General features: G+C 46.3%; 15 protein-coding genes. 4 read left to right on the forward strand and 11 right to left on the reverse strand.

Annotated features, from left to right (window positions below; genetic code table 11):
• Nucleotides 1-28: 28 nt before the first annotated feature.
• The 3 genes from T538_RS0116620 to T538_RS0116630 all read right to left on the reverse strand — a co-directional run bounded on the left by T538_RS0116620 (nt 29) and on the right by T538_RS0116630 (nt 3,315).
• On the reverse strand, nt 29-1,126 hold the full coding sequence (locus tag T538_RS0116620; protein ID WP_031533122.1) for a hypothetical protein: 1,098 nt from the start codon (nt 1,124-1,126) through the stop codon (nt 29-31).
• Nucleotides 1,127-1,267: 141 nt separating this feature from the next.
• The gene (locus tag T538_RS0116625; protein WP_031533124.1) at nt 1,268-1,942 is read right to left on the reverse strand and encodes a porin family protein; all 675 of its coding nucleotides are present in this window, start codon (nt 1,940-1,942) and stop codon (nt 1,268-1,270) included.
• Nucleotides 1,943-1,950: 8 nt separating this feature from the next.
• Nucleotides 1,951-3,315: an amino acid ABC transporter substrate-binding protein gene (locus tag T538_RS0116630; protein WP_031541560.1), complete on the reverse strand. Its 1,365-nt coding sequence runs from the start codon at nt 3,313-3,315 to the stop codon at nt 1,951-1,953.
• A gap of 103 nt (nt 3,316-3,418) precedes the next feature.
• Here T538_RS0116630 and T538_RS0116635 point away from each other — a divergent pair, with 103 nt between their 5' ends.
• The 3 genes from T538_RS0116635 to T538_RS0116645 all read left to right on the forward strand — a co-directional run bounded on the left by T538_RS0116635 (nt 3,419) and on the right by T538_RS0116645 (nt 7,809).
• Nucleotides 3,419-4,135 carry a gliding motility-associated C-terminal domain-containing protein gene (locus T538_RS0116635; protein WP_031533127.1) on the forward strand — a complete coding sequence of 239 codons (717 nt, stop codon included), beginning with the start codon at nt 3,419-3,421 and terminating at the stop codon, nt 4,133-4,135.
• A 15-nt stretch (nt 4,136-4,150) separates the two neighbouring features.
• Nucleotides 4,151-6,976, forward strand: coding sequence for an excinuclease ABC subunit UvrA (gene uvrA, locus T538_RS0116640; RefSeq protein WP_031533129.1), 2,826 nt, complete (start codon nt 4,151-4,153; stop codon nt 6,974-6,976).
• A 68-nt stretch (nt 6,977-7,044) separates the two neighbouring features.
• Complete coding sequence (locus T538_RS0116645) at nt 7,045-7,809, forward strand: tetratricopeptide repeat protein (RefSeq protein ID WP_031541561.1); 765 nt, start codon at nt 7,045-7,047, stop codon at nt 7,807-7,809.
• A 66-nt stretch (nt 7,810-7,875) separates the two neighbouring features.
• Here T538_RS0116645 and T538_RS17445 read toward each other — a convergent pair whose 3' ends face one another.
• Genes T538_RS17445 through dnaN form a run of 8 tightly spaced genes read right to left on the reverse strand, consistent with a single transcriptional unit; the run spans nt 7,876 to nt 17,713 of the window.
• The gene (locus tag T538_RS17445; protein WP_034539461.1) at nt 7,876-8,883 is read right to left on the reverse strand and encodes a hypothetical protein; all 1,008 of its coding nucleotides are present in this window, start codon (nt 8,881-8,883) and stop codon (nt 7,876-7,878) included.
• Between the two features lie 7 nt (nt 8,884-8,890).
• Nucleotides 8,891-10,195, reverse strand: a complete 1,305-nt coding sequence (tilS, locus tag T538_RS0116655; RefSeq protein ID WP_031533133.1) for a tRNA lysidine(34) synthetase TilS — start codon at nt 10,193-10,195, stop codon at nt 8,891-8,893.
• Between the two features lie 2 nt (nt 10,196-10,197).
• On the reverse strand, nt 10,198-11,880 hold the full coding sequence (locus T538_RS0116660) for a tetratricopeptide repeat protein (protein WP_031533135.1): 1,683 nt from the start codon (nt 11,878-11,880) through the stop codon (nt 10,198-10,200).
• A 15-nt stretch (nt 11,881-11,895) separates the two neighbouring features.
• Nucleotides 11,896-13,560: a DNA repair protein RecN gene (recN, locus tag T538_RS0116665; protein ID WP_031533136.1), complete on the reverse strand. Its 1,665-nt coding sequence runs from the start codon at nt 13,558-13,560 to the stop codon at nt 11,896-11,898.
• Nucleotide 13,561: 1 nt separating this feature from the next.
• Nucleotides 13,562-14,446, reverse strand: a complete 885-nt coding sequence (locus T538_RS0116670; RefSeq protein WP_034539463.1) for a type IX secretion system protein PorD — start codon at nt 14,444-14,446, stop codon at nt 13,562-13,564.
• A 47-nt stretch (nt 14,447-14,493) separates the two neighbouring features.
• Nucleotides 14,494-15,699, reverse strand: a complete 1,206-nt coding sequence (coaBC, locus tag T538_RS0116675; protein ID WP_031533139.1) for a bifunctional phosphopantothenoylcysteine decarboxylase/phosphopantothenate--cysteine ligase CoaBC — start codon at nt 15,697-15,699, stop codon at nt 14,494-14,496.
• A gap of 1 nt (nt 15,700) precedes the next feature.
• Nucleotides 15,701-16,573, reverse strand: a complete 873-nt coding sequence (locus T538_RS0116680) for a 3'-5' exonuclease (RefSeq protein WP_031533141.1) — start codon at nt 16,571-16,573, stop codon at nt 15,701-15,703.
• A gap of 12 nt (nt 16,574-16,585) precedes the next feature.
• A complete protein-coding gene (gene dnaN / locus T538_RS0116685) occupies nt 16,586-17,713 on the reverse strand; it encodes a DNA polymerase III subunit beta (RefSeq protein WP_031533142.1) in 1,128 nt (375 codons plus the stop codon).
• Between the two features lie 159 nt (nt 17,714-17,872).
• On the opposite strand from dnaN, the gene T538_RS0116690 reads away from it, so the two are divergent.
• The gene (locus T538_RS0116690; RefSeq protein ID WP_031533144.1) at nt 17,873-18,280 is read left to right on the forward strand and encodes a DUF3127 domain-containing protein; all 408 of its coding nucleotides are present in this window, start codon (nt 17,873-17,875) and stop codon (nt 18,278-18,280) included.
• The last annotated feature ends 822 nt before the right edge of the window (nt 18,281-19,102 follow it).

Here is a 19,102-nt window from a genome sequence, read left to right on the forward strand (position 1 = left end):
AAATTCGGCAGAACAAGGGTGCTTGTTGCTACTCTTTTACATCTTCGAAGATGTGCAATCTTTTTGCAAAATCGTAAGCAAAAATGCGGCTATTATTTTGATATTGGACATCAAATACCATCCAACCATCATTTGTTTGCTTTGAGGTAAAAATGTGGTGGGCAAAAACGACTTTTTTTGTTTTATAATTATAGATTAAGAAACCAGAAGCATTGTAATCCCTATCAGAATTATAAAGTTTAAAAGTAATGTAATCTTCTTTAAATTCAGATATTCCTTCAATAATATATACATTTTCTGAATTATCGGAATCTACTGCATAGAGTGTTTTTTCAAAGACTTCGAGAGTTTCCGCATCTATGAAATTCAAAAAAGCGTTGCCTTCTTTATCGCTCGTCACAACCAGAATGTGATTGCTTTCAAGATTTAAGTACGCATCGCCAATATCACCTATATCGCAATGTGGCAAATTTGTATCTTCTTCGGAATCAGAAAAAGCCTTTATCATCTCGCCCGTATTTACATCTATGGCAAGGAGAATCTCATGCCAGTCATGCTTCGATTTCACCCAAAGTTTGCCACCACAGACACCTTCAATGTCACCTAACTCAATTTTTACATTAAAATCAGATTGGTAGTCACGCTGCCACATTATATTACCGTCCCAATCGTAACGAATAATAGCATTTCCTCGACTCCAAAATACCATATTGTTGAAAACTTCGCGAGTGTCGCAATACTCCTTCTCGAAAATTTTATTGCCTGTTTCAATATCAACAAGATTGCCAAACCACACATTATTTTCATCAGAAAAGACAAATACATTTTGATAACGATAACATCCCTTGTCGTGTAAACAATATGTATTGTTCACCACATTAAGAAGTTCGCCGTCTCTGTTAAACAGCATGATGTCATAAAAGCCACTACCATCTTCTGAATCTGTTTGTACAACTACCTTGTCGTCATAACTTCTTACATAGCCAACTTCCCCTATAGGAATTTCCTTGCCATTGATATAGAGCATAGAATTATCATCCTTATCGGTAGTGGCATACGCTCCGTATCTGGCATCAAAACTATAAAAATGCCTTACGTCTTTTACAACTTTAGTTTCTTTCCACATAGTCTTTAATTAGTTAATTAGGCAAATGATTTAAGATAAAATCAAGTTAAATGCGTTAATTCGTATTTGAAAATCAGAATTCAGAAGACAAGGCTGGCAGAATAAAATTCTGTTAAAACTTTATTCTGCCAACAAGTTTTTCTATTTCTTTATCGGGATGAAGTAGGCTATTCGGGCATTTATCGTGGCGTTGTTTGATATGCTGTAATAGCCTTTCTTTGAGTTGTCGTAGATGTTGCCCAATCCGTAGTCGTATCTTACTTCGAGGTCGAAACGTCCTACGGTGGTGTTTATCTCCGTGCCAATGCCGGCAATTATACCGAAGTCGAAATCGTTATCGGTATCGTTTATGTGGTGATAGTTGGTAAGCAGAGACTCGTCGCCGTCGGCTGTCTTCTTCTTGCTAACCAGAAAGTTGGCATACGGACCGGCGTTGAAGAAGAACTGCGCGCCTTTCTCTTCCTTTCCCCAAGCCATGTGCGCCAGCAGCGGAACTTGTATGTAGTTCATCTTTCGGCTGAACGAGTATGTCTGCTCGTCGTTCTGCTCCTTGTAGCCAAGCGAGTTGTAGTTTACCTCGAGTTGTAGCGAGCACACGGCTTTGAAGTATTTCTCGCTGGTGTATCTTATCATCGCTCCAAATCCCGGACCAATCTGGTACGTCTGCTTTACGCGAGGGTTGAATCCCACCTTGTTAAGGTTCACTCCGCCGTTAAAGCCCACGTTCCATTTGTTACGGTATTCGCCAACTTGTGCCTTGGCACTCATCACAACCATTGCGAACAGCAAGGCAGGCAATGCTCTCTTTATTCTCATAATTCGGTTTAATATTCAATTTTTATTGGTCGGCGCTCGTCCTTAGAGTAGTGTACAAACCACACTCCGGTGTTTATGTATCCGCCGTGGCTGTTCATGCGTATGTACTTGAATCCGCTTTGGTAAGGGTTGAACTCGAGCGTGTTGCAGTTCTGCTCGAACTCGTTGCCATACTTGCTGAGGTTGGTAAGGAAGTAATATCCCGTGTCGAAGCCCAACATTCCGAATTTTGGATAACTTGGAATAAGCTCGCTGTTAAACCAATGGTAATAGTTGTGCATGAAGTCCTTTGTGCGAGTCTCGAACACGTTGTTGTAGAACTTGCTCCAGATGAATGTGTCGAAGTTATACAGATTGTCGAGGTGAGTGCCGTGGTACGTCTGCCACTCTGGATAGCCGAACAGCGTAATCTTGTACGACGGATTTTCTTGACAGAAGTCCTTCAGTTTGGCTGTAAGGAGATTGAGCGCGTTTATCGACGAAGAGTTCGGGATTATCACATTCTTCTTGCAGATGTTCGTCTGGCTCACGATAGCCGAATTGTCCGAATTCTTGTTGATGTTGAAGTACTTGATGTGTTTTTGGTCGAGATAATTCTTCAAACCGGCAACAAATTCGACTTCTTTTTTAGACTGCTCGTTTGTTTCGTAGAAAACAATCTGGCTGTCGCCGAAATTCTCAACAAAATGCTCGTATATTACATTGTTGAGATACAGCTGCGGCGGATTGACCATAAATACATACGGATTGTTGTATACCTCCATGCACTTGCTTGTAAACGGCACAATGAGCCTAATCTTGTGCTCCTCGGCATACTTGGCAAGTGGCGCAATCTGCGAACTGTACATCGGGCCCACAATGAGGTTCATGGATGCCAGCATCGGGTCTTTAAGAATGTTGTCGATACTTGCGTTCGACTTGTCGCCCGAGTCGTATGTGTAGATGTCAATCGACACGCCTTGATGCTTCAGGCTGTCGACGCTCATCAGAAAGCCTCGGTAATACTCAACCATCTTGCTGCGTTCTGCCGCGTTTATTGTCTCCGACATGAACGGAAGGATTACGGCAGCCTGAACCCTGTTGGGCACGGCGGTAGTGTGCTCCTCAACTCCGTTTATGTCGTTCTGTATTGCTTGAAGGGCAGGTGAGTTAGGAATGTTGATGTACATGCCGACAAAGTACTTGTCGGGCGATAGAGTTGGATTTACGCTTAGGATATCGTCAACCGATACATTGTAAGTCTTGGCGATATGATATAATGTCTCACCCTGCTGTACAACGTGGGTGGTTCTGATATTGGTGCCCTGTGCAAGGCATGTGGCAGAAGCCATCATCAAGCCGAGAAACAGAGCCAGTGATTTTGGCTGTAACATATTTGTATTCGAAAAAACCGGAGCAAAAATAATAAAAATAACTCGTTCTGTATACATATTTCAATTCTTATTTATTACATTTGCAACAAATTAACATGATTTAATGATGAGTAAATTCGGTTTTCTATGCTTGATGTGTTGTTTTATGTGCCTAAGGCTCAGCGCCCAGCAGATTGAACCGCACATTCGGATTATAGAAGCAAACGGCGAGGCTGTTGACAGAATACTTACCGCTGACAGCGCATTTGTAGGCTCTGCTCCGGTGGTTGCCAAGTTTGTTGCCAATCCGTCGGGAAACGAAGGCAGAACATCGCTCTACGAGTGGCGAATCGTGAAGAAGGACAGCTCAACGCCATCGGTTGTAAGATACGATGAAGATGTTGATTTCACCTTTACTGAGAGCGGAACATTCGAGGTTACCCTCTACGCCACATTCATCGACAACGCAACAAACGACACGATAGTAGACGACACGCAGAGACCGATAACCACAACCGTTTCCGAATCGTCTCTCTTCGTTCCAAACGCATTCTCGCCAAACGGCGACGGCATAAACGATATTTTCAAGGTCAAGGCAAAGAGCATCGTAGAGTTTCATGCCTACATCTTTAACCGATGGGGACAGCAGTTGTACGAGTGGGGCATAGACCAGATGAACGACGGCGGATGGGACGGAACATCGCACGGAAAGCCCGTTAAGGACGGCGTTTACTTCATCGTTGTTAAGGCAAAAGGTTCTGACGGAATAAAATACAATATCAGGCACGATATAAATATTTTGAGAGGATACGAAAGCACTTCTGCGGTATCAAACCAGTAAGGATAACAAAAAATTATGAGCGATAACAAGATAACAGTTTTAGGGGCAAGGGTACATAATCTGAAAAATGTTGATGTGGAGTTGCCGCGCAACAGTCTGACGGTCTTTACCGGACTAAGTGGCAGCGGAAAGAGTTCCTTGGCGTTCGATACAATCTATGCCGAGGGACAGAGGCGTTATATAGATACTTTCTCGGCATACGCACGCAATTTCCTCGGAAATATGGAGCGTCCGGACGTTGATTTGATTTCCGGACTCAGTCCTGTTATTTCTATCGAGCAGAAGACGACCAACAAGAATCCCCGCTCAACGGTTGGCACAACAACCGAGATTTACGATTATCTCAGACTTCTTTTTGCCCGTGCCGGCGAGGCTTACTCGTACATCAGCGGCGAGAAGATGGTAAAATATACCGAAGACCAGATTTACGACCTCATTCACTCTGAATATAACAATTCGAGAATCTATATTCTTGCGCCGCTCGTGCGTAGCCGAAAGGGGCATTACCGCGAACTTTTCGATACCGTGCGCCGCAAAGGCTATCTGACCGTAAGGGTTGATGGCGAGATTAAGGAGATTGTTCACGGAATGAAACTCGACCGATACAAGAATCATGATATCGAGGTAGTTATTGACAAACTGAAGGTAACGGACAACGATGACAGTAAGCGTCTGAAACAGAGCATTGCCACAGCCCTCCACATGGGCGACGGACTGCTTATGGTCTTCGATGCCGACAATGCAACGGTTAAGCACTTCAGCAAACAACTTATGTGTCCAACGTCGGGTATGAGTTACAGCGACCCTGCACCTCACAACTTCTCGTTCAACTCGCCAAACGGCGCGTGTCCGCGATGCAAGGGACTGGGAGTTGTCAATGTCATCGACCTCGACAAGGTGATTCCCGATCGCTCAGTCTCAATTCATGCCGGTGGAATCCTTCCACTCGGAAAATACAAGAATCAGATGATTTTCTGGCAGATAGAATCGCTGCTGGAGATGAACGAACTCTCTATAAAACAGCCTATTAGCGAGATTCCCGATTCGGTTCTCGACGAGATTCTGAACGGCTCGCAGGAAAGGGTTAAGATAAAGATGGAAAAAAGCCATGCTTCGTCCGACTATTTTGTTGAGTATGAAGGCATTGTAAAGTACATCAACATGATTAAGGAGAACGATGACTCGGCAAACGCCCAGAAATGGGCTGACCAGTTTGCCAAGGTCGATGTATGTCCCGAATGTCATGGACAGAGGCTGAACAAGGAGGCTCTGCACTTCAAAATTGGTGGAAAGAACATCTTCGAACTCTCGGAGATGGACGTTGCCGATTTGTACGAATGGACAAATACGATAGAAGAGCAACTGTCTGATAAACAGAAGAAAATCGCTTCGGAGATTCTGAAGGAAATCCGAAGCCGACTGAAGTTTCTTCTCGATGTCGGACTCGACTATCTGTCTTTGAACCGCCAGTCAATGTCGCTTTCGGGCGGCGAGAGCCAGCGAATAAGACTCGCAACGCAGATTGGCTCGCAACTTGTGAATGTGCTCTACATTCTCGACGAGCCGAGCATCGGTCTGCATCAGCGCGACAACATACGCCTTATCAACTCGCTCAAGGAGTTGCGCGACTTGGGCAATACCGTCATCGTTGTTGAGCATGATAAGGACATGATGCTCAATGCCGACTATATCGTTGATATGGGACCGAAGGCTGGACGGCTTGGCGGCGAGGTGGTTTTCCAAGGCACTCCGGCACAGATGCTGAAGAAAAATACGCTCACGAGCGGCTATCTTAATCGCACAAAAGAAATTAAAGTGCCAGATGAACGAAGGAAAGGCAACGGCTTGTCAATCAAATTGATAGGAGCGAAGGGCAACAACCTGAAGAACGTTACTGTTGAGTTCCCGCTGAACACTCTTATATGCGTCACAGGCGTTTCGGGAAGCGGAAAATCGACCTTGATAAACGACACGTTGCAGCCAATTCTGTCGCAGCATTTCTACCGTTCTCTGACCGATCCGCTTGCGTACGAAAAATTCGAAGGAATAGAGAACATTGACAAGGTTGTGAACGTTGACCAGAGTCCGATTGGACGCACTCCGCGTTCAAATCCTGCAACATATACGAATTTATTTAGCGATATTCGAGAATTATTTGTAAATTTGCCAGAAGCAAAGATTCGCGGCTATAAGCCGGGCAGATTCTCGTTCAACGTGTCGGGTGGAAGATGCGAGACCTGCCGCGGCAACGGTTACAAAACCATCGAGATGAACTTCCTGCCCGATGTGCTTATTCCGTGCGAGACTTGTCACGGAAAGCGATACAACCGCGAGACGCTCGAAGTCCGCTTCAAGGGCAAGAGCATTGCCGATGTGCTCGACATGACGATAAATCAGGCGTGCGAATTCTTCGAGAATGTACCGAATATCCTAAACAAAATCAAGACTTTGCAGGAAGTAGGATTGGGATACATCAAACTCGGACAGTCGTCAACAACCCTCTCGGGTGGCGAGAGTCAGCGCGTTAAACTGGCAACCGAACTTGCCAAGCGCGACACCGGAAAGACGCTCTACATACTCGACGAGCCAACGACGGGACTTCATTTCGAAGATATCAGAGTGCTGATGGATGTTCTGAACAAACTTGTAGACCGCGGCAACACGGTAATTATCATCGAGCACAACCTCGACGTGATAAAGATGGCTGACTACATCGTGGAGATGGGTCCCGAAGGCGGAAAGGGCGGCGGACAGCTTCTGTTTACCGGCACTCCCGAGGAGATGGTCGAGAAAGGCATCGGACATACGTCTAAATTTCTGAAAGAAGAACTCGGCGTGTAACTTTTGCAAAAGTTGCGCCGTCATACTAAATAAATTTTATTGATAAATAACGATAAACCAACTATCCAATGAGAAAAAATGTACTTCTCTCTATTGCGTTCTTGGCTATGGCAGCCATAGCTGAACCATCATTTGCCTTGTGTCCGGTAAATCCAGCCACTTTGCAGCCTGTGCTTAATCAGGCAAAAGCCGCAATGAAGGCTAACGATTTGGACAGGGCTGCTTCTATTTTGAGCCATTATCAGGAGCAGGGTAACGAACTTGATGCCGAGGGCAACACTCTCTTGGCTTCAATCTACGAAAAGCAGACATTCTACGAGGAGGCTGTGGCACAGCTCGAAAAACTCGATTTGTCGGCTATGTCAGATACCGAGAAGGGCAAGCACTATATCAAGATTTTGGGCGTTTTGTCAAAGATTCGTCCTTCTGATGCAGAGAGCGCACGCGAACTGTCTACCAAGCTTCGCGATGTATGCCAGAAGACTATCGCTTGCGGTGGCGAGGCTATGATTATTGCCGAGACTCGCTTGGGCGAGATGCAGCTTAATGCCGACATCGAGGCTGGTGTAAAGATGCTTCGCGAGACTGCAACAAAGCGTTTCGGACAGATTGGCAAGACAATAAACGATGTTAAGACCAACAGTGTTAAGGACGAACTTCTTGGCAACATCTTCAAGGCAATGGGCGATGCTTATGCCTTCAACTACGACGACAAGAACGCTAACAGCATGTACAGCCTTTCTGCCCGTTGCGGCAATGCCGAGGCTATTCAGCAGTGTCAGGACAAGACTATCGACTATACAACTCCAAACAGTCCGGTGATTGTATATTGATAGCTCATTTTCAAGATAAAATAAATCCGAGGCTCGTCCGAAAAAATGAGCCTCGGATTTTTATTTTTAGCGGATGCTGTCATTTGCATGATGCTTCTTGTCGTTTTCTTCCATTTCCTTTTCTGGATACTCTCTCAAAGATTCATACAACTCTTGCATTTTCGATTTTGTTATCTTCTCCGACTCGTTCAGTTGTTGCTTTGTGTTGAGATATTGGTTAAGACTTTCCCAGTCGGCAAGACTGATATTCTCGTTAAAGAAATCGGGATAGACTAAATCGGAAATGAAAAACCACCTGTCGCTACTTCCCGACAATGTTGAAATCCACTTCATCTTTACAACATTGCTTTTGGTGAACTTTTTACCTTGTACCTGTTCACCCTTCTTATCCAGAAGTATTACATCGCTATCCTTTTCGTAAAATTCCATTCTTTCATGGTTGACTTCTGCAAGAGTGTATTCGCCACCTTTGTCTGTATTTTCCATCAGATACATTTTGCCATTTTCCAATACAAAGAGAGGCAAATTGCCATATCTGTCACTACCATTATATTTTATCTTGTATTTTTTGCTATCAATGCTGAAATATCCTTGTGGGGATATCTTAATTGTATGATTATTAGATGTTTTGTAAATACCTTGATAGAAATTCTGAATCTGATTATGGTCCTCATTTGTATATCCTCGGTATTCATTATCAAAAAAATAATAATTCGTTGTTTCGGAATACTGATAAAGCATACATCTCTTGCCACCAATAAACTTGAATCTTATCCACAGATTATCTGGCGAACCGTCCACTAATGAATATGAGTCGTATTTATCGCCTTCAACCTTTTTTAAATAACTGATATAATCACCTTCATCTCCCCACGACCATTCGTAGTACAACGAATCATTCGACTTGGTAAGTTCTATATATCCTCTGTAACTATACCAGCCAGTCTTTTCGTTTTTATCGCATACAGATAAGGCACTGTCGTTTTCATCGGAAACTGTTTGTGTCACTTTGCCTTTCTTAGAACAAGAAAGGCATAAAGCTAAAAGCATTAGGACAAAGGTAATTCTTTTCATGGTTCTATTATTTGTTTCTTTTGATATGCAAAATACGTTTGCATCCGTCTGTAACTTTAAAGCGGTTGTCCGGACGCTCGTTTACCAGCCACACAATGTCGTTGCCGTGACAAAGCAGAATTTGATTTTCTTTCTTCGTGCGACTGAATTTGCGGTCGGTCATGTAATCGCTGACGAGTTTGCTGCCATTCATTCCGAGAGGGTAGAAACGGTCGCCGTTCTGCCATCGGCGCATTGCCAGTTCGCCGTCGATTAAGTCGCCGTTGATGTAAGCCTCGGTCTTCGGAATACTCTTGAAATCGGTAGGCATGGCATCAACTTGTTCTATAATCCAGTCGTCGAGCAGAGATTCTTCCGTCGTTTCCTTGACTGAGACGACCTCGATGCAACCGCGCTCAATCATAATTCGGTGAGTATCAGTGCGGAATTGCTTTCCGCTGTTCGCCGATTTCGCAGCCGAAAGAATGTTGTCGAGCTGCGTTTCGTTGATGTGCGCGTGCTTCAGACACTCGAACAGAATCGTCCGTGGCGAAACTGTTTGCAGGAGTTCTGCCGTGTCTATGCTCATGCCGTTTTCCGTGGTGTGGCAAAGTCGTTTTCGGTAGTTGTCGATGGCTTCCTTGTAGATACTGAAAGCCTCGGCAATGTGCTGCGACGTTGTGTTTATGGCATCCGTTACCGAAGGATTGAGCGTCTGCATCTCTGGCAAGAGGCGCAGGCGGATGAAGTTGCGGTGATAGATGTCTTCAAGATTGGTGCTGTCGGTCACAAAATTCTGTCCTATTTCTTGCAGAAAACCGAGTATTTCAGCCCGATGCACGCACAGAAGAGGGCGGACGATGAAGCCGTTTCGCGGACTCATGCCTTTCAATCCCTGAATACCTGTTCCGCGCGAGAGATTCAGCATGAAAGTTTCTGCATTGTCGTCCATGTGATGCGCCACGGCAATAGCCTTGGCATTGGTTTGTACGCGTAGTTTCTCGAACCAGTCGTAGCGTAGTTCGCGCGCCGCCATCTCGATGCTCTGCTTGTGTTGCTCGGCATATTCGGCGGTGCTGAAATCTACCTTGTGAAGCGTGATTCCGAGGCGTTGGCATAGGGTAGTGACGAACTCCTCGTCGCGCATGCTTTCGTTGCCACGAAGATGGAAGTTGCAGTGTGCGGCCTCACATTCGTAGCCCAGTCTTTGCAGAATGCTGATAAGACAGACAGAGTCAGCACCGCCACTCAGGGCGACGATGACTCTGTCGTTTTCGCTTAAAAGAGCATTTTTGTCGATAAAGTTCTTTATCTTGTTTGGAAATCTCTTCACTTTTACTTGCAGAATTTTTTTATCAGGCCATCGGCTTTGTCGTCGCCGAGACTCTTCGCCTTTTCAAGATTCTTCCTTGCATTAACCTTGTCGCCCTTCTGTGCCTGACTGAATCCCAAGATTCTGAAGGCGTCTGCGCTGTTGCCGTCGATGTTTGCGGCTCTCTGTGCAGCGGCGATAGCCTCATCTATCTTATTGACTCTCAGACAGACAGAAGCCAATTCGAGTTGGAAGGTAATCTCCTCGGGAGCAATCTCAGCAGCCTTGTTGATGTCCAAATAAGCCTGCTGCCACATCTTCAGCTTCAGTTCGGTCTGCTCGCGAAGGTAGAAGAATTCCGCGCCGATGTGGATGCCTTGTGCCTTCTGACATTCGTTGTAGTCTTCCCAAGCCTCCTTGTTCATGTCGAGTTCAGCCTTAAGTTGAGCACGCTCGTAGAGGAACGGAGCAGCCTGCGAAGTGTAAGGCTTTATAAATGTGTTCAATGCGCTGTCCATCAAGGCGATGCACTCTTTCTTGTCGCCGCCCATCATCTCTTTTGCTCTCGATGCCGCAAACCAATTTTCGGCAGTTGCTTTTGGCTGATGGCAGACATCAAGATAGGCATCGAACGCACCGTCGTACTTCTTCTGTGCGAAGAGAATATCGCCCATCAGTTGAGTGTAGAACGGCATCTTGTTAAGTGCGATGGCTGTCTGAATCTCGCGAAGCGCACGGTCGAGCGTCCAATCCTTGTAGACAGGCTCTGGGAAACTCAGGCACTTGCGGTATATTACGTTTGCAACGTTGTAGCACGCATCATCTTTCTTTTCGGTCTTCTCGACAAACAGTTTCAGATTCTCCTCAGCCTGTTCAAACTTCTGAGTATCAACGTAGAAATTGCATCGGCGAAGATAGCCGTCGGGACTGTTTGGGAACTTCTTCACAAAGTCGTCAACCATGCTGATGTACTGTTCGTCGGTCATGTTGCCGGCGTTCATCATCATGTAGACAAGAGCGTCGTTAACTTCGTCTGGAATATCCGATTTTATGTTGATTCTCTTCAAGTTAGGGTCGTTTCCCGACATGGCAGAAATCTGCATGTTCGAGCCGTAGAGAACGTCCATTCCGTAGACCTTGGCATCGTTGCCGGAACACTTCTGAACAAGGGCGATGCACTCGCCGTTGGTGTTGAGAACAGGCGTGCTGGTGTACTTCTCGTTGCCCTTGAAGCTGAATGTGTAGTAACTGTATTTCTGCGCTGCGAGCGATGCTTCTTCTACGATTCCCTGCTGGCAAGTCACGTTCTTCTGCGTTGAATATGGCAGAAGATACACCGTCTGACTCTTTTCAGCCTTTGTTGATGCGAGGTTCAGGAAGGTGATTTTGCTCTTTGCCGGAAGGTCTACCGTGAACTTCACGATGTCGTAGATGTTGTTTGCACCGATGATGTTCTTAACCTGATATTTGTTGCCGTCGGCATCGATGATTTCAGCCTTCGATGCGCCCTCGAATGAGCGATAGTCGGACAATGCAACACCTTTGTCGTTGATAAAGAAACCGTTAGTGTTGTTTATTATCTTTCCGTTGGCGTCGTATGTTACGACGCTGAAGACCGCTTTTTTCATTTTCGATGCCCACTTGGGCGTTTGTGCCATTGATGTAGATGCTACCAGACACAATGCGATAAGTATATTTTTCTTCATTTTCAATGATTATTATCAGTTGTTAGTCAGAAGGGCTCTTGCGTTGTTCAGAGCCGCCTCGGTAAGCGTTGCGCCGCTCACCATGTGCGCAATTTCCTCAACTCGCTGCTCGTGAGTTAGTTGGATGATGTGGCTCACCGTTCCGTTGTCTTTATCCTCTTTGTAAACCTTGTAATGGTTCTTTCCCTGTGCCGCAATCTGTGGCAGGTGAGTGATGCTGATAACCTGTCGGTTCTGCTGCCCCATGTTCTTCATCATCTCCGCCATCTTGTCGGCAATGCTGCCCGAAACGCCAGTGTCAATCTCGTCGAAAATAATTGTCGGAAGTTTTACTGCGCTGCTAATCAATGCTTTGAGCGACAGCATTACGCGCGCAATCTCACCGCCCGATGCCACGGCAGACACCTGCTGAAGCGTTCCGTTCTTGTTAGCCGAGAATAGGAAGTTCACCTTGTCGATGCCCGATGGCTCAGGCTTCGCACTCTTCTGCAAGTCGATGACAAACTGCACGTTAGGAATGCCGAGCGGTTTCAGAAGTTCAATCATCTGCTTTTCTACTTCTTTTGCCGCCTTTGTTCGCAGACTGCTGAGCTTATCTGCCTGTTGCTGAACCTTTTTCAGCATTTCGTTTCTCTTCTTCTCAAGCTCGGCGATGTGCTCTTCGGAGTTGTCTATGAGGTCGAGTTTCTCTTGCAGACCGTTGAAGACATCTATCAGCTCCTGAAGGCTGTTTACTCGATGCTTCTTCTCCTGTTCGTAAATCTCGTTAAGTCGGTCGTTTAGTTGCTGAAGTTGCTGAGGGTCGTACTCCAGACTGTCCTGAAGCGAGCTAATCTCGTTGCTGATGTCCTTCAGCTCGATGTACGCGCTTTCGGTGCGCTGATAAAGTTCGGCAACCGTCGGAGTCATCTTTTCGAGGTTTGCGAGGCTGTGCGAACATTCCTTTATCATGTCCAGAACGCCGTGTTCCTGCGTCATTATGCTGTCAACCTTGAAGAGTTCAGCCTTGATGTCCTCGGCATGACTGAGTGTTTCCACCTCGTCCTCTATTTCCTGCTGCTCGTTAGGGTCGCTTAGGTTGAGGGCTGCAAGTTGTTCAACCTGAAAGCGGAGGAATTCCTCTTCTGCCTTGTCTTTTTTCGACTCCTCGATAGCCTTTGCCAGAGCCGTTTCAACGGATTTGTATTCCTTGTAAGTCTGCTTGTATGTCTTCAGCTCGTCGTTGTCTTTCGCAATGATATCGAGCACGTTAAGCTGGAAATCTTCTTTGTTCAGAAGCAGATTCTGATGCTGCGAATGAACGTCGATAAGCTGTTCGCCAAGTTCCTTCAGAAGCGGAAGTTGTGCCGGTACGTCGTTGATGAATGCGCGGCTCTTTCCCGAAGCATGAAGCTCGCGTCGGATGATGCAGTCGGCCGGGTCGTAGTCTAGCTCGTTGCGCATAAAGAAATCCTCCATTCCGTAGGCTGTAAGGTCGAAATGCGCCTCGATGACGCACTTTGTCGCGCCGTTCTTGATAGCCTTCGTGTCGGCTCTCTGACCGAGCAGAAGTCCGATGGCTCCGAGGATTATTGATTTTCCCGCGCCAGTCTCGCCCGTGATTACCGAAAAGCCGTTTTCGAAATTGATGTCGAGTTTTTCAATAAGCGCGTAGTTCTGTATTATAAGGTTCTTTAGCATCTTATTTTTTCTTTATAATAGCGTCCCAGAAATCATTCTGCGAAGGGTTTAGGTTTGACAGAAGAGTGTAGACATCTTCCTTCTCCTTGTTGTTTCCCTTCGAATAAATGTTTACCAGTTCGTCTCTTTTGTAATCTGTAAAAATCTGTGGCAACAGAGCCATCGGCTTGCTGCTGTGAGCCTGCTTCAGGAGAGCGAGCGATTCAGTAATCTCGTTTCGTCCTCGTTCTGAGTTTGTTGCCATTATGTCGAGTCCCTTGCGATGATAGTTGTACTGCAAAGTGCGGTATGCCTCCATTGCTGGATCCATGTAGTCGTTGATTATAGCATGGCGGTTCTTGCTGTCGGAGTAAGCCTTCCAGCCGGCCTCGCTCATGTTTTGTGCGCTGTTCACAATGCTTTCAACCTTACGCAGGATTTCCGTTCCGCCCATCGGTGCCATTGTGTCCATGTCGAGTCCGATGATGAGGTAGGCATAGTATGCCATCATAGCTGTCAGATTGCTTTCCATCTGGTCTTCGCGATATTCCAGTTGGTCGTTCTCCTGATAGGTAAAGTTGAAGTTCTGGTCCTTGTTTCCGTATACCACCGTATTGATGTTTGTGTTGAAGATTGGGCGCGTGCTCTGCACCATCAGTTCGCACTTGAATGTGCCGTCGGCAGCTGAATATTCGTTTACTGTTATGTTGAATGTGCAGTTTATGCGCTCTATCTTGCTGTATTTCTGCGTTGTCCACTCGCGTGAGTTCATAAACTCCGTGAGGGCAGTCTCGAGGGTCGAGAAAACCGTCGTAGAACTCGAAATCTTAGAGTGGTTGATGCTAATCTTGCAGTTCAGTTCCTGCGCCCTCAAAGGTGCTGATATACAAAGAAGAATAGCTGCCACACAAAGTAGCAGCTTTCTTGAACGTGCTGTATTTCTTTTTTTTAGATTCATTCTTTGTTTTTCAAGACCTCTTCGAGATTGTTGATGATGTCGCACGCAACCTCGCTCTTGCTTTTCAGCGGATAGGGTGTTGAGCCTTGTGCCGAGATTATCGTAATCTTGTTGGTATCAACCCTGAAGCCTGCGCCCTTGTCTTGCAGCGAGTTCATCACGATGAAATCGAAGTTTTTTCGCTGAAGCTTGTCCTGAGCGTTTTGCATCTCGTCGTTTGTCTCGAGTGCGAAGCCAACCAAAACTTGATTCTGTCTTTTCTGCTTTCCGAGCGAAGCGGCGATGTCTTGCGTAGGTTTTAGCTGAAGCACGAGGTCGTCGCCATGACGCTTAATCTTCTGTTCGGCTCTCGTCGCCGGAGTGAAGTCGGCAACGGCGGCGCAGAGTATTCCGGCATCGCAGTCGGCAAAGCGACTGTTTGCAGCCTCGTACATTTCCTGAGCCGACTCAACATCTATTCTGTTGATGTTCGGGTGCTTGACGCCCAGCGTTACCGGACCGGCTATCAGTTCAACCTGCGCGCCTCTTGCGGCACATTCCTCGGCAAGGGCGAATCCCATCTTTCCCGAAGAGTAGTTGCCTATAAAACGCACGGGGTCTATCTTTTCGTATGTCGGACCGGCGGTTATCAGAATTTTCTTTCCGCTGAGGTTTGATTTTGCGGCGAAGAATTCTTCAAGTCGGGCGATGATATTCTCGGGCTCTTCCATTCTGCCTTTGCCAACAAGGTGGCTTGCCAGTTCGCCCGATGGAGGCTCAATTATTATGTTGCCGTAACTTTCGAGCGTCTTCAGGTTCTTCTGTGTTGACGGATGCGCGAACATGTCGAGATCCATTGCAGGTGCAACAAAGACAGGCGCTTTCATCGAAAGATATGTGGTTATGAGCATGTTGTCGGCAATGCCGTTTGCCATCTTGCCGATGGTAGATGCCGTTGCCGGTGCGATGAGCATTGCGTCAGCCCACAGACCAAGGTCAACGTGGCTGTTCCATGTTCCGTCGCGCTGCGAGAAGAACTCGCTGACTACAGGCTTGCTCGTGAGTGCCGACAGCGTGATTGGAGTGATGAACTCCTTTCCCGCTGGTGTGATAACAACCTGCACCTCGGCGCCTTTCTTTATCAGACCTCTGATGATGTAGCAAGCCTTGTAGGCGGCAATGCTGCCCGTTATGCCCAGTACAATCTTCTTTCCTTTAAGCATATTATTTTGTTTTTTGCGCCTCCTTGAACTCTAACAGCAGACGTGTGAGCACATGTTTTGTTTCCTGCGGAAAATCTCCGCGCTGCATCCAGTCGTAATACGCCGGGTCTTTTGCAAACACGTTGAATACGCTTTCGCCTTTGTATTTTCCGAAGTTGACCGTCGGAACCTTGTTTTCGTTGTAAACGAATCGACCAGCAAGGTCAACGTTGTCGTTCATCTTGCTGAAATCGGCAAGTTTCTCGATGTCGTTTTGCAGTTCGTCGGGATATTTGTCGAGTTGGGCCTTCAGAACCTCGTAGGTTGCGATTGTGTCGGCAAGTGCGCTGTGAGCCACAACCTTTTCGCCGTTTTCGAGCGTTACGCCGTCGTTTTCGAGGTCGCCTCCGCAGTAGAACTTGTAGGCGGCAACGAGAGTGCGTCGCTCCAACTTGTGGTAGATGTTCTGCACGTCTACGAAGTTGCGCTTGCTAAGGTCAATGTCGATGCCCACGCGGTAAAACTCCTCGGCAAGCATCGGGATGTCGAACTTGTTTGAGTTGAATCCTGCCAAGTCGCAGCCCTTTATGTAGTCTGCCAAGCCTTTTGCCAGTTGTCTGAAGGTAGGGCAGTCCTTTACGTCCTCGTCGGTGATGCCGTGAATGGCTGTCGAAGCCTCTGGAATATGCATTGTCCGCTCTGTCCGCTCTTGCATCATCTGTGTCTGGGAGTCGAAATATATCTCGGTTGGTCTTATTCGGCGCACTTTTCGCTCTTCGTCGCCGTTTGGCATAATCTTTATGCAGCTGATTTCTACGATGCGGTCCTTCATCAGGTTTACGCCTGTTGTCTCGAGGTCGAAAAATACGAGCGGACGTTTAAGATTCAGTTTCATTGTGCCTGCGTATTAGTCGTTAAGCATCATAGGCATTAGCAGCATCAAAACCTGCTCCTTCTCGTTCTGCTCGGCAGGAACGATGATGCCCGGACGCGATGGGTTGTTAAGCTGGAACAGGATGTCCTGACCGTCCATGTTGTCGAGAATCTCGCGAAGCAGAGTTCCCTTGAAGCCGATGCTCAGCGGATTGTCTGTATAGCTGCAAGGAAGCTTCTCCTCGGCAGATGTTGAGAAGTCGTAGTCCTGACCAGATATGTTGACGCTGTCGTTGCCGAACTCAAGTTTGATGAGCGATGATGTCTTCTCGCTGAAGATGAGCACGCGGCGGAGTGCGCAAATCATCTGCTGGCGGTCTATTGTTGCGCAGAACGGATTGTCTGTTGGGATAACTGCGTTGTAGTTAGGGAAATGACCCTCAATCAGACGGCACATGATAGAGTAGTTCTCGAGTAGGAACAGAGCGTTCTTGTCGTCGAACTGCACGCTAACGTCGCCGCTTTCCTTTCCGAGGATGTTCTTCAGCAAGTTAGCCGGCTTCTGCGGAAGGATGAAGGCTGATTTCTCGAAGCCCTTGTATTCAGGGTAGATGCATCTTACGAGCTTGTGTCCGTCTGATGCCACGAGTGTAATCTTTTCAGAGTCGATGTCGAAGTAGATACCGTTCATCACATGTCTCAGCTCGTCGTTAGCTGTGGCGAATATCGTCTTAGTGATGCCCGAGAGCAGATTGTCGGCAGCGATGTTGAACTTCACGATTGAAGGGCTGTTCATCTCCGCGCTCTTTGGATATTCGTCGGCATTCTGTGCCATGAACTTGTAAACGCCGTTCTGATAGCCTATCTCGAGGCTCAGGGTTGTTGTGTCAACCTTGAAAGAAATTGGCTGCTCTGGAATCTCCTTCATAGCGTCAAGAAGAGTCTTTGCCGTGATGGCGAACTTGCCTTTCTCGTCCAAATCTGTTACAGGAACTTTGGTTATGAGGGTTGTCTCGGTGTCTGAAGCTGTTACGGTAAGCGTATCGTTCTCGGCTTCGAACAGGAAACACTCAAGTATAGAGATTGAGCTTTTTGAGCCGATAACACGTCCTATTGCCTGCAAGTGCTCGTTTAGTACACTGCTTGAAACTATGAAATTCATACTTCGTTTTTGTTTTAAAGATTAAGTTAATGAGCGCAAAGTTAAGAATTAATTTTGAGAGAAAAGTTATTTTTCAAAAAAATGTTTGAGCGAATGCTTTCAACTAAAAAAAAGTGTTACTTTTGCAGACATTTCAAAAATGAAATAATAATATTATATATGGATTTCACAGGAAAAATTATAGCCGTGTTGCCAGAAAAGACAGGTGTGTCGGCTAAGGGAGAATGGAAGGTTCAGGAGTTTGTAATAGAGGACAGCGCATCGTCGCAGTATCCTCGCCGTATGTGCTTCAGCGTTTTCGGTGCAGACAAACTCGCTCAATTTAATATTCAGGTAGGACAGGATTTGACAGTTTCGTTCGATATTGACGCAAGAGAATATCAGGGCCGTTGGTTCAACAGTATCCGCGCATGGAGAGTAACTCCAGCGGTTCAGGCTGCGCCGGGTGTTATGCCTGCTGCCCCATACGGAGCAGAGGTTCCTCCGGTTGCTCCAGTTGCAAGTGCTCCAGCTGCGCCAGCCGCTGCTCCGCTTGCTTCAGACGAGTCGTCAGACCTTCCTTTCTGATTCGTTTTTATACAAGAAATTACAAGGACGGTATGCTTTCGAGCTGCCGTCCTTTCTGTTTTAGTTGAAATTCATAATTAGTAAGATGAAAATTCAGAACAGATTGATAATTAAAGAATTATAATGAACAGTTTCGCTAGAAATTGTTCGAACGTCGTAGGAACGTCCAAGGAAGGTAGAGGGAAGATATATGGGTATAGCTGGATTAGGGGAATGAAGTAAGTCGATAGCAAGAGGGTAGTAAGGGGATAGCAAGGGGATAGCAAGGGGGAAGGTTCGACGAAATCCACATTGTCCCGCCAATTCAGACGGTGAGGATTCATAATTCATAATGGTAGAAAAAGTGAAATATTTTGTCTTTTGGTATATACAAAATAGTGCCAAGGTATATGCAGGGTATATGCAAGATATATGTAGGCTATATGTAAGTTATATGTAAGCTATATGTAGAGTATATGTAAGCTATATGTTAGATATATGCAGAGTATACGTAGAATAGGTGATTCATAATTCAAAATTCATAAATCACACTTCCTCAAGAAGTAGGCAGAACTTAAGGAAAACCCGAACGCATCCAGAAGGATTAGCCCCACATTAAGCCAGATTTCCGCGCTCGGACTTCGCACCACAAGTTCTGTTGAATTTCCGAATTCGGCTGAGAAAAAGAAATGGGAATTTGTAATTCCCACCGCTGAAAAACGTTCGCTTGCTACCGAGGGGACGCAAGAATTTCCATCGCTGAAAAATACAATGTTTTGTGTTGCGCAAGAATAAAAAAAGTTGTTATTTTTGTGGCTGGGAATTAAGGGAGTTCTTGCGTCC

The organism is Bacteroides sp. Ga6A2, assembly GCF_000702225.1.
In the GTDB taxonomy this organism is placed as follows: domain Bacteria; phylum Bacteroidota; class Bacteroidia; order Bacteroidales; family Bacteroidaceae; genus Ga6A1.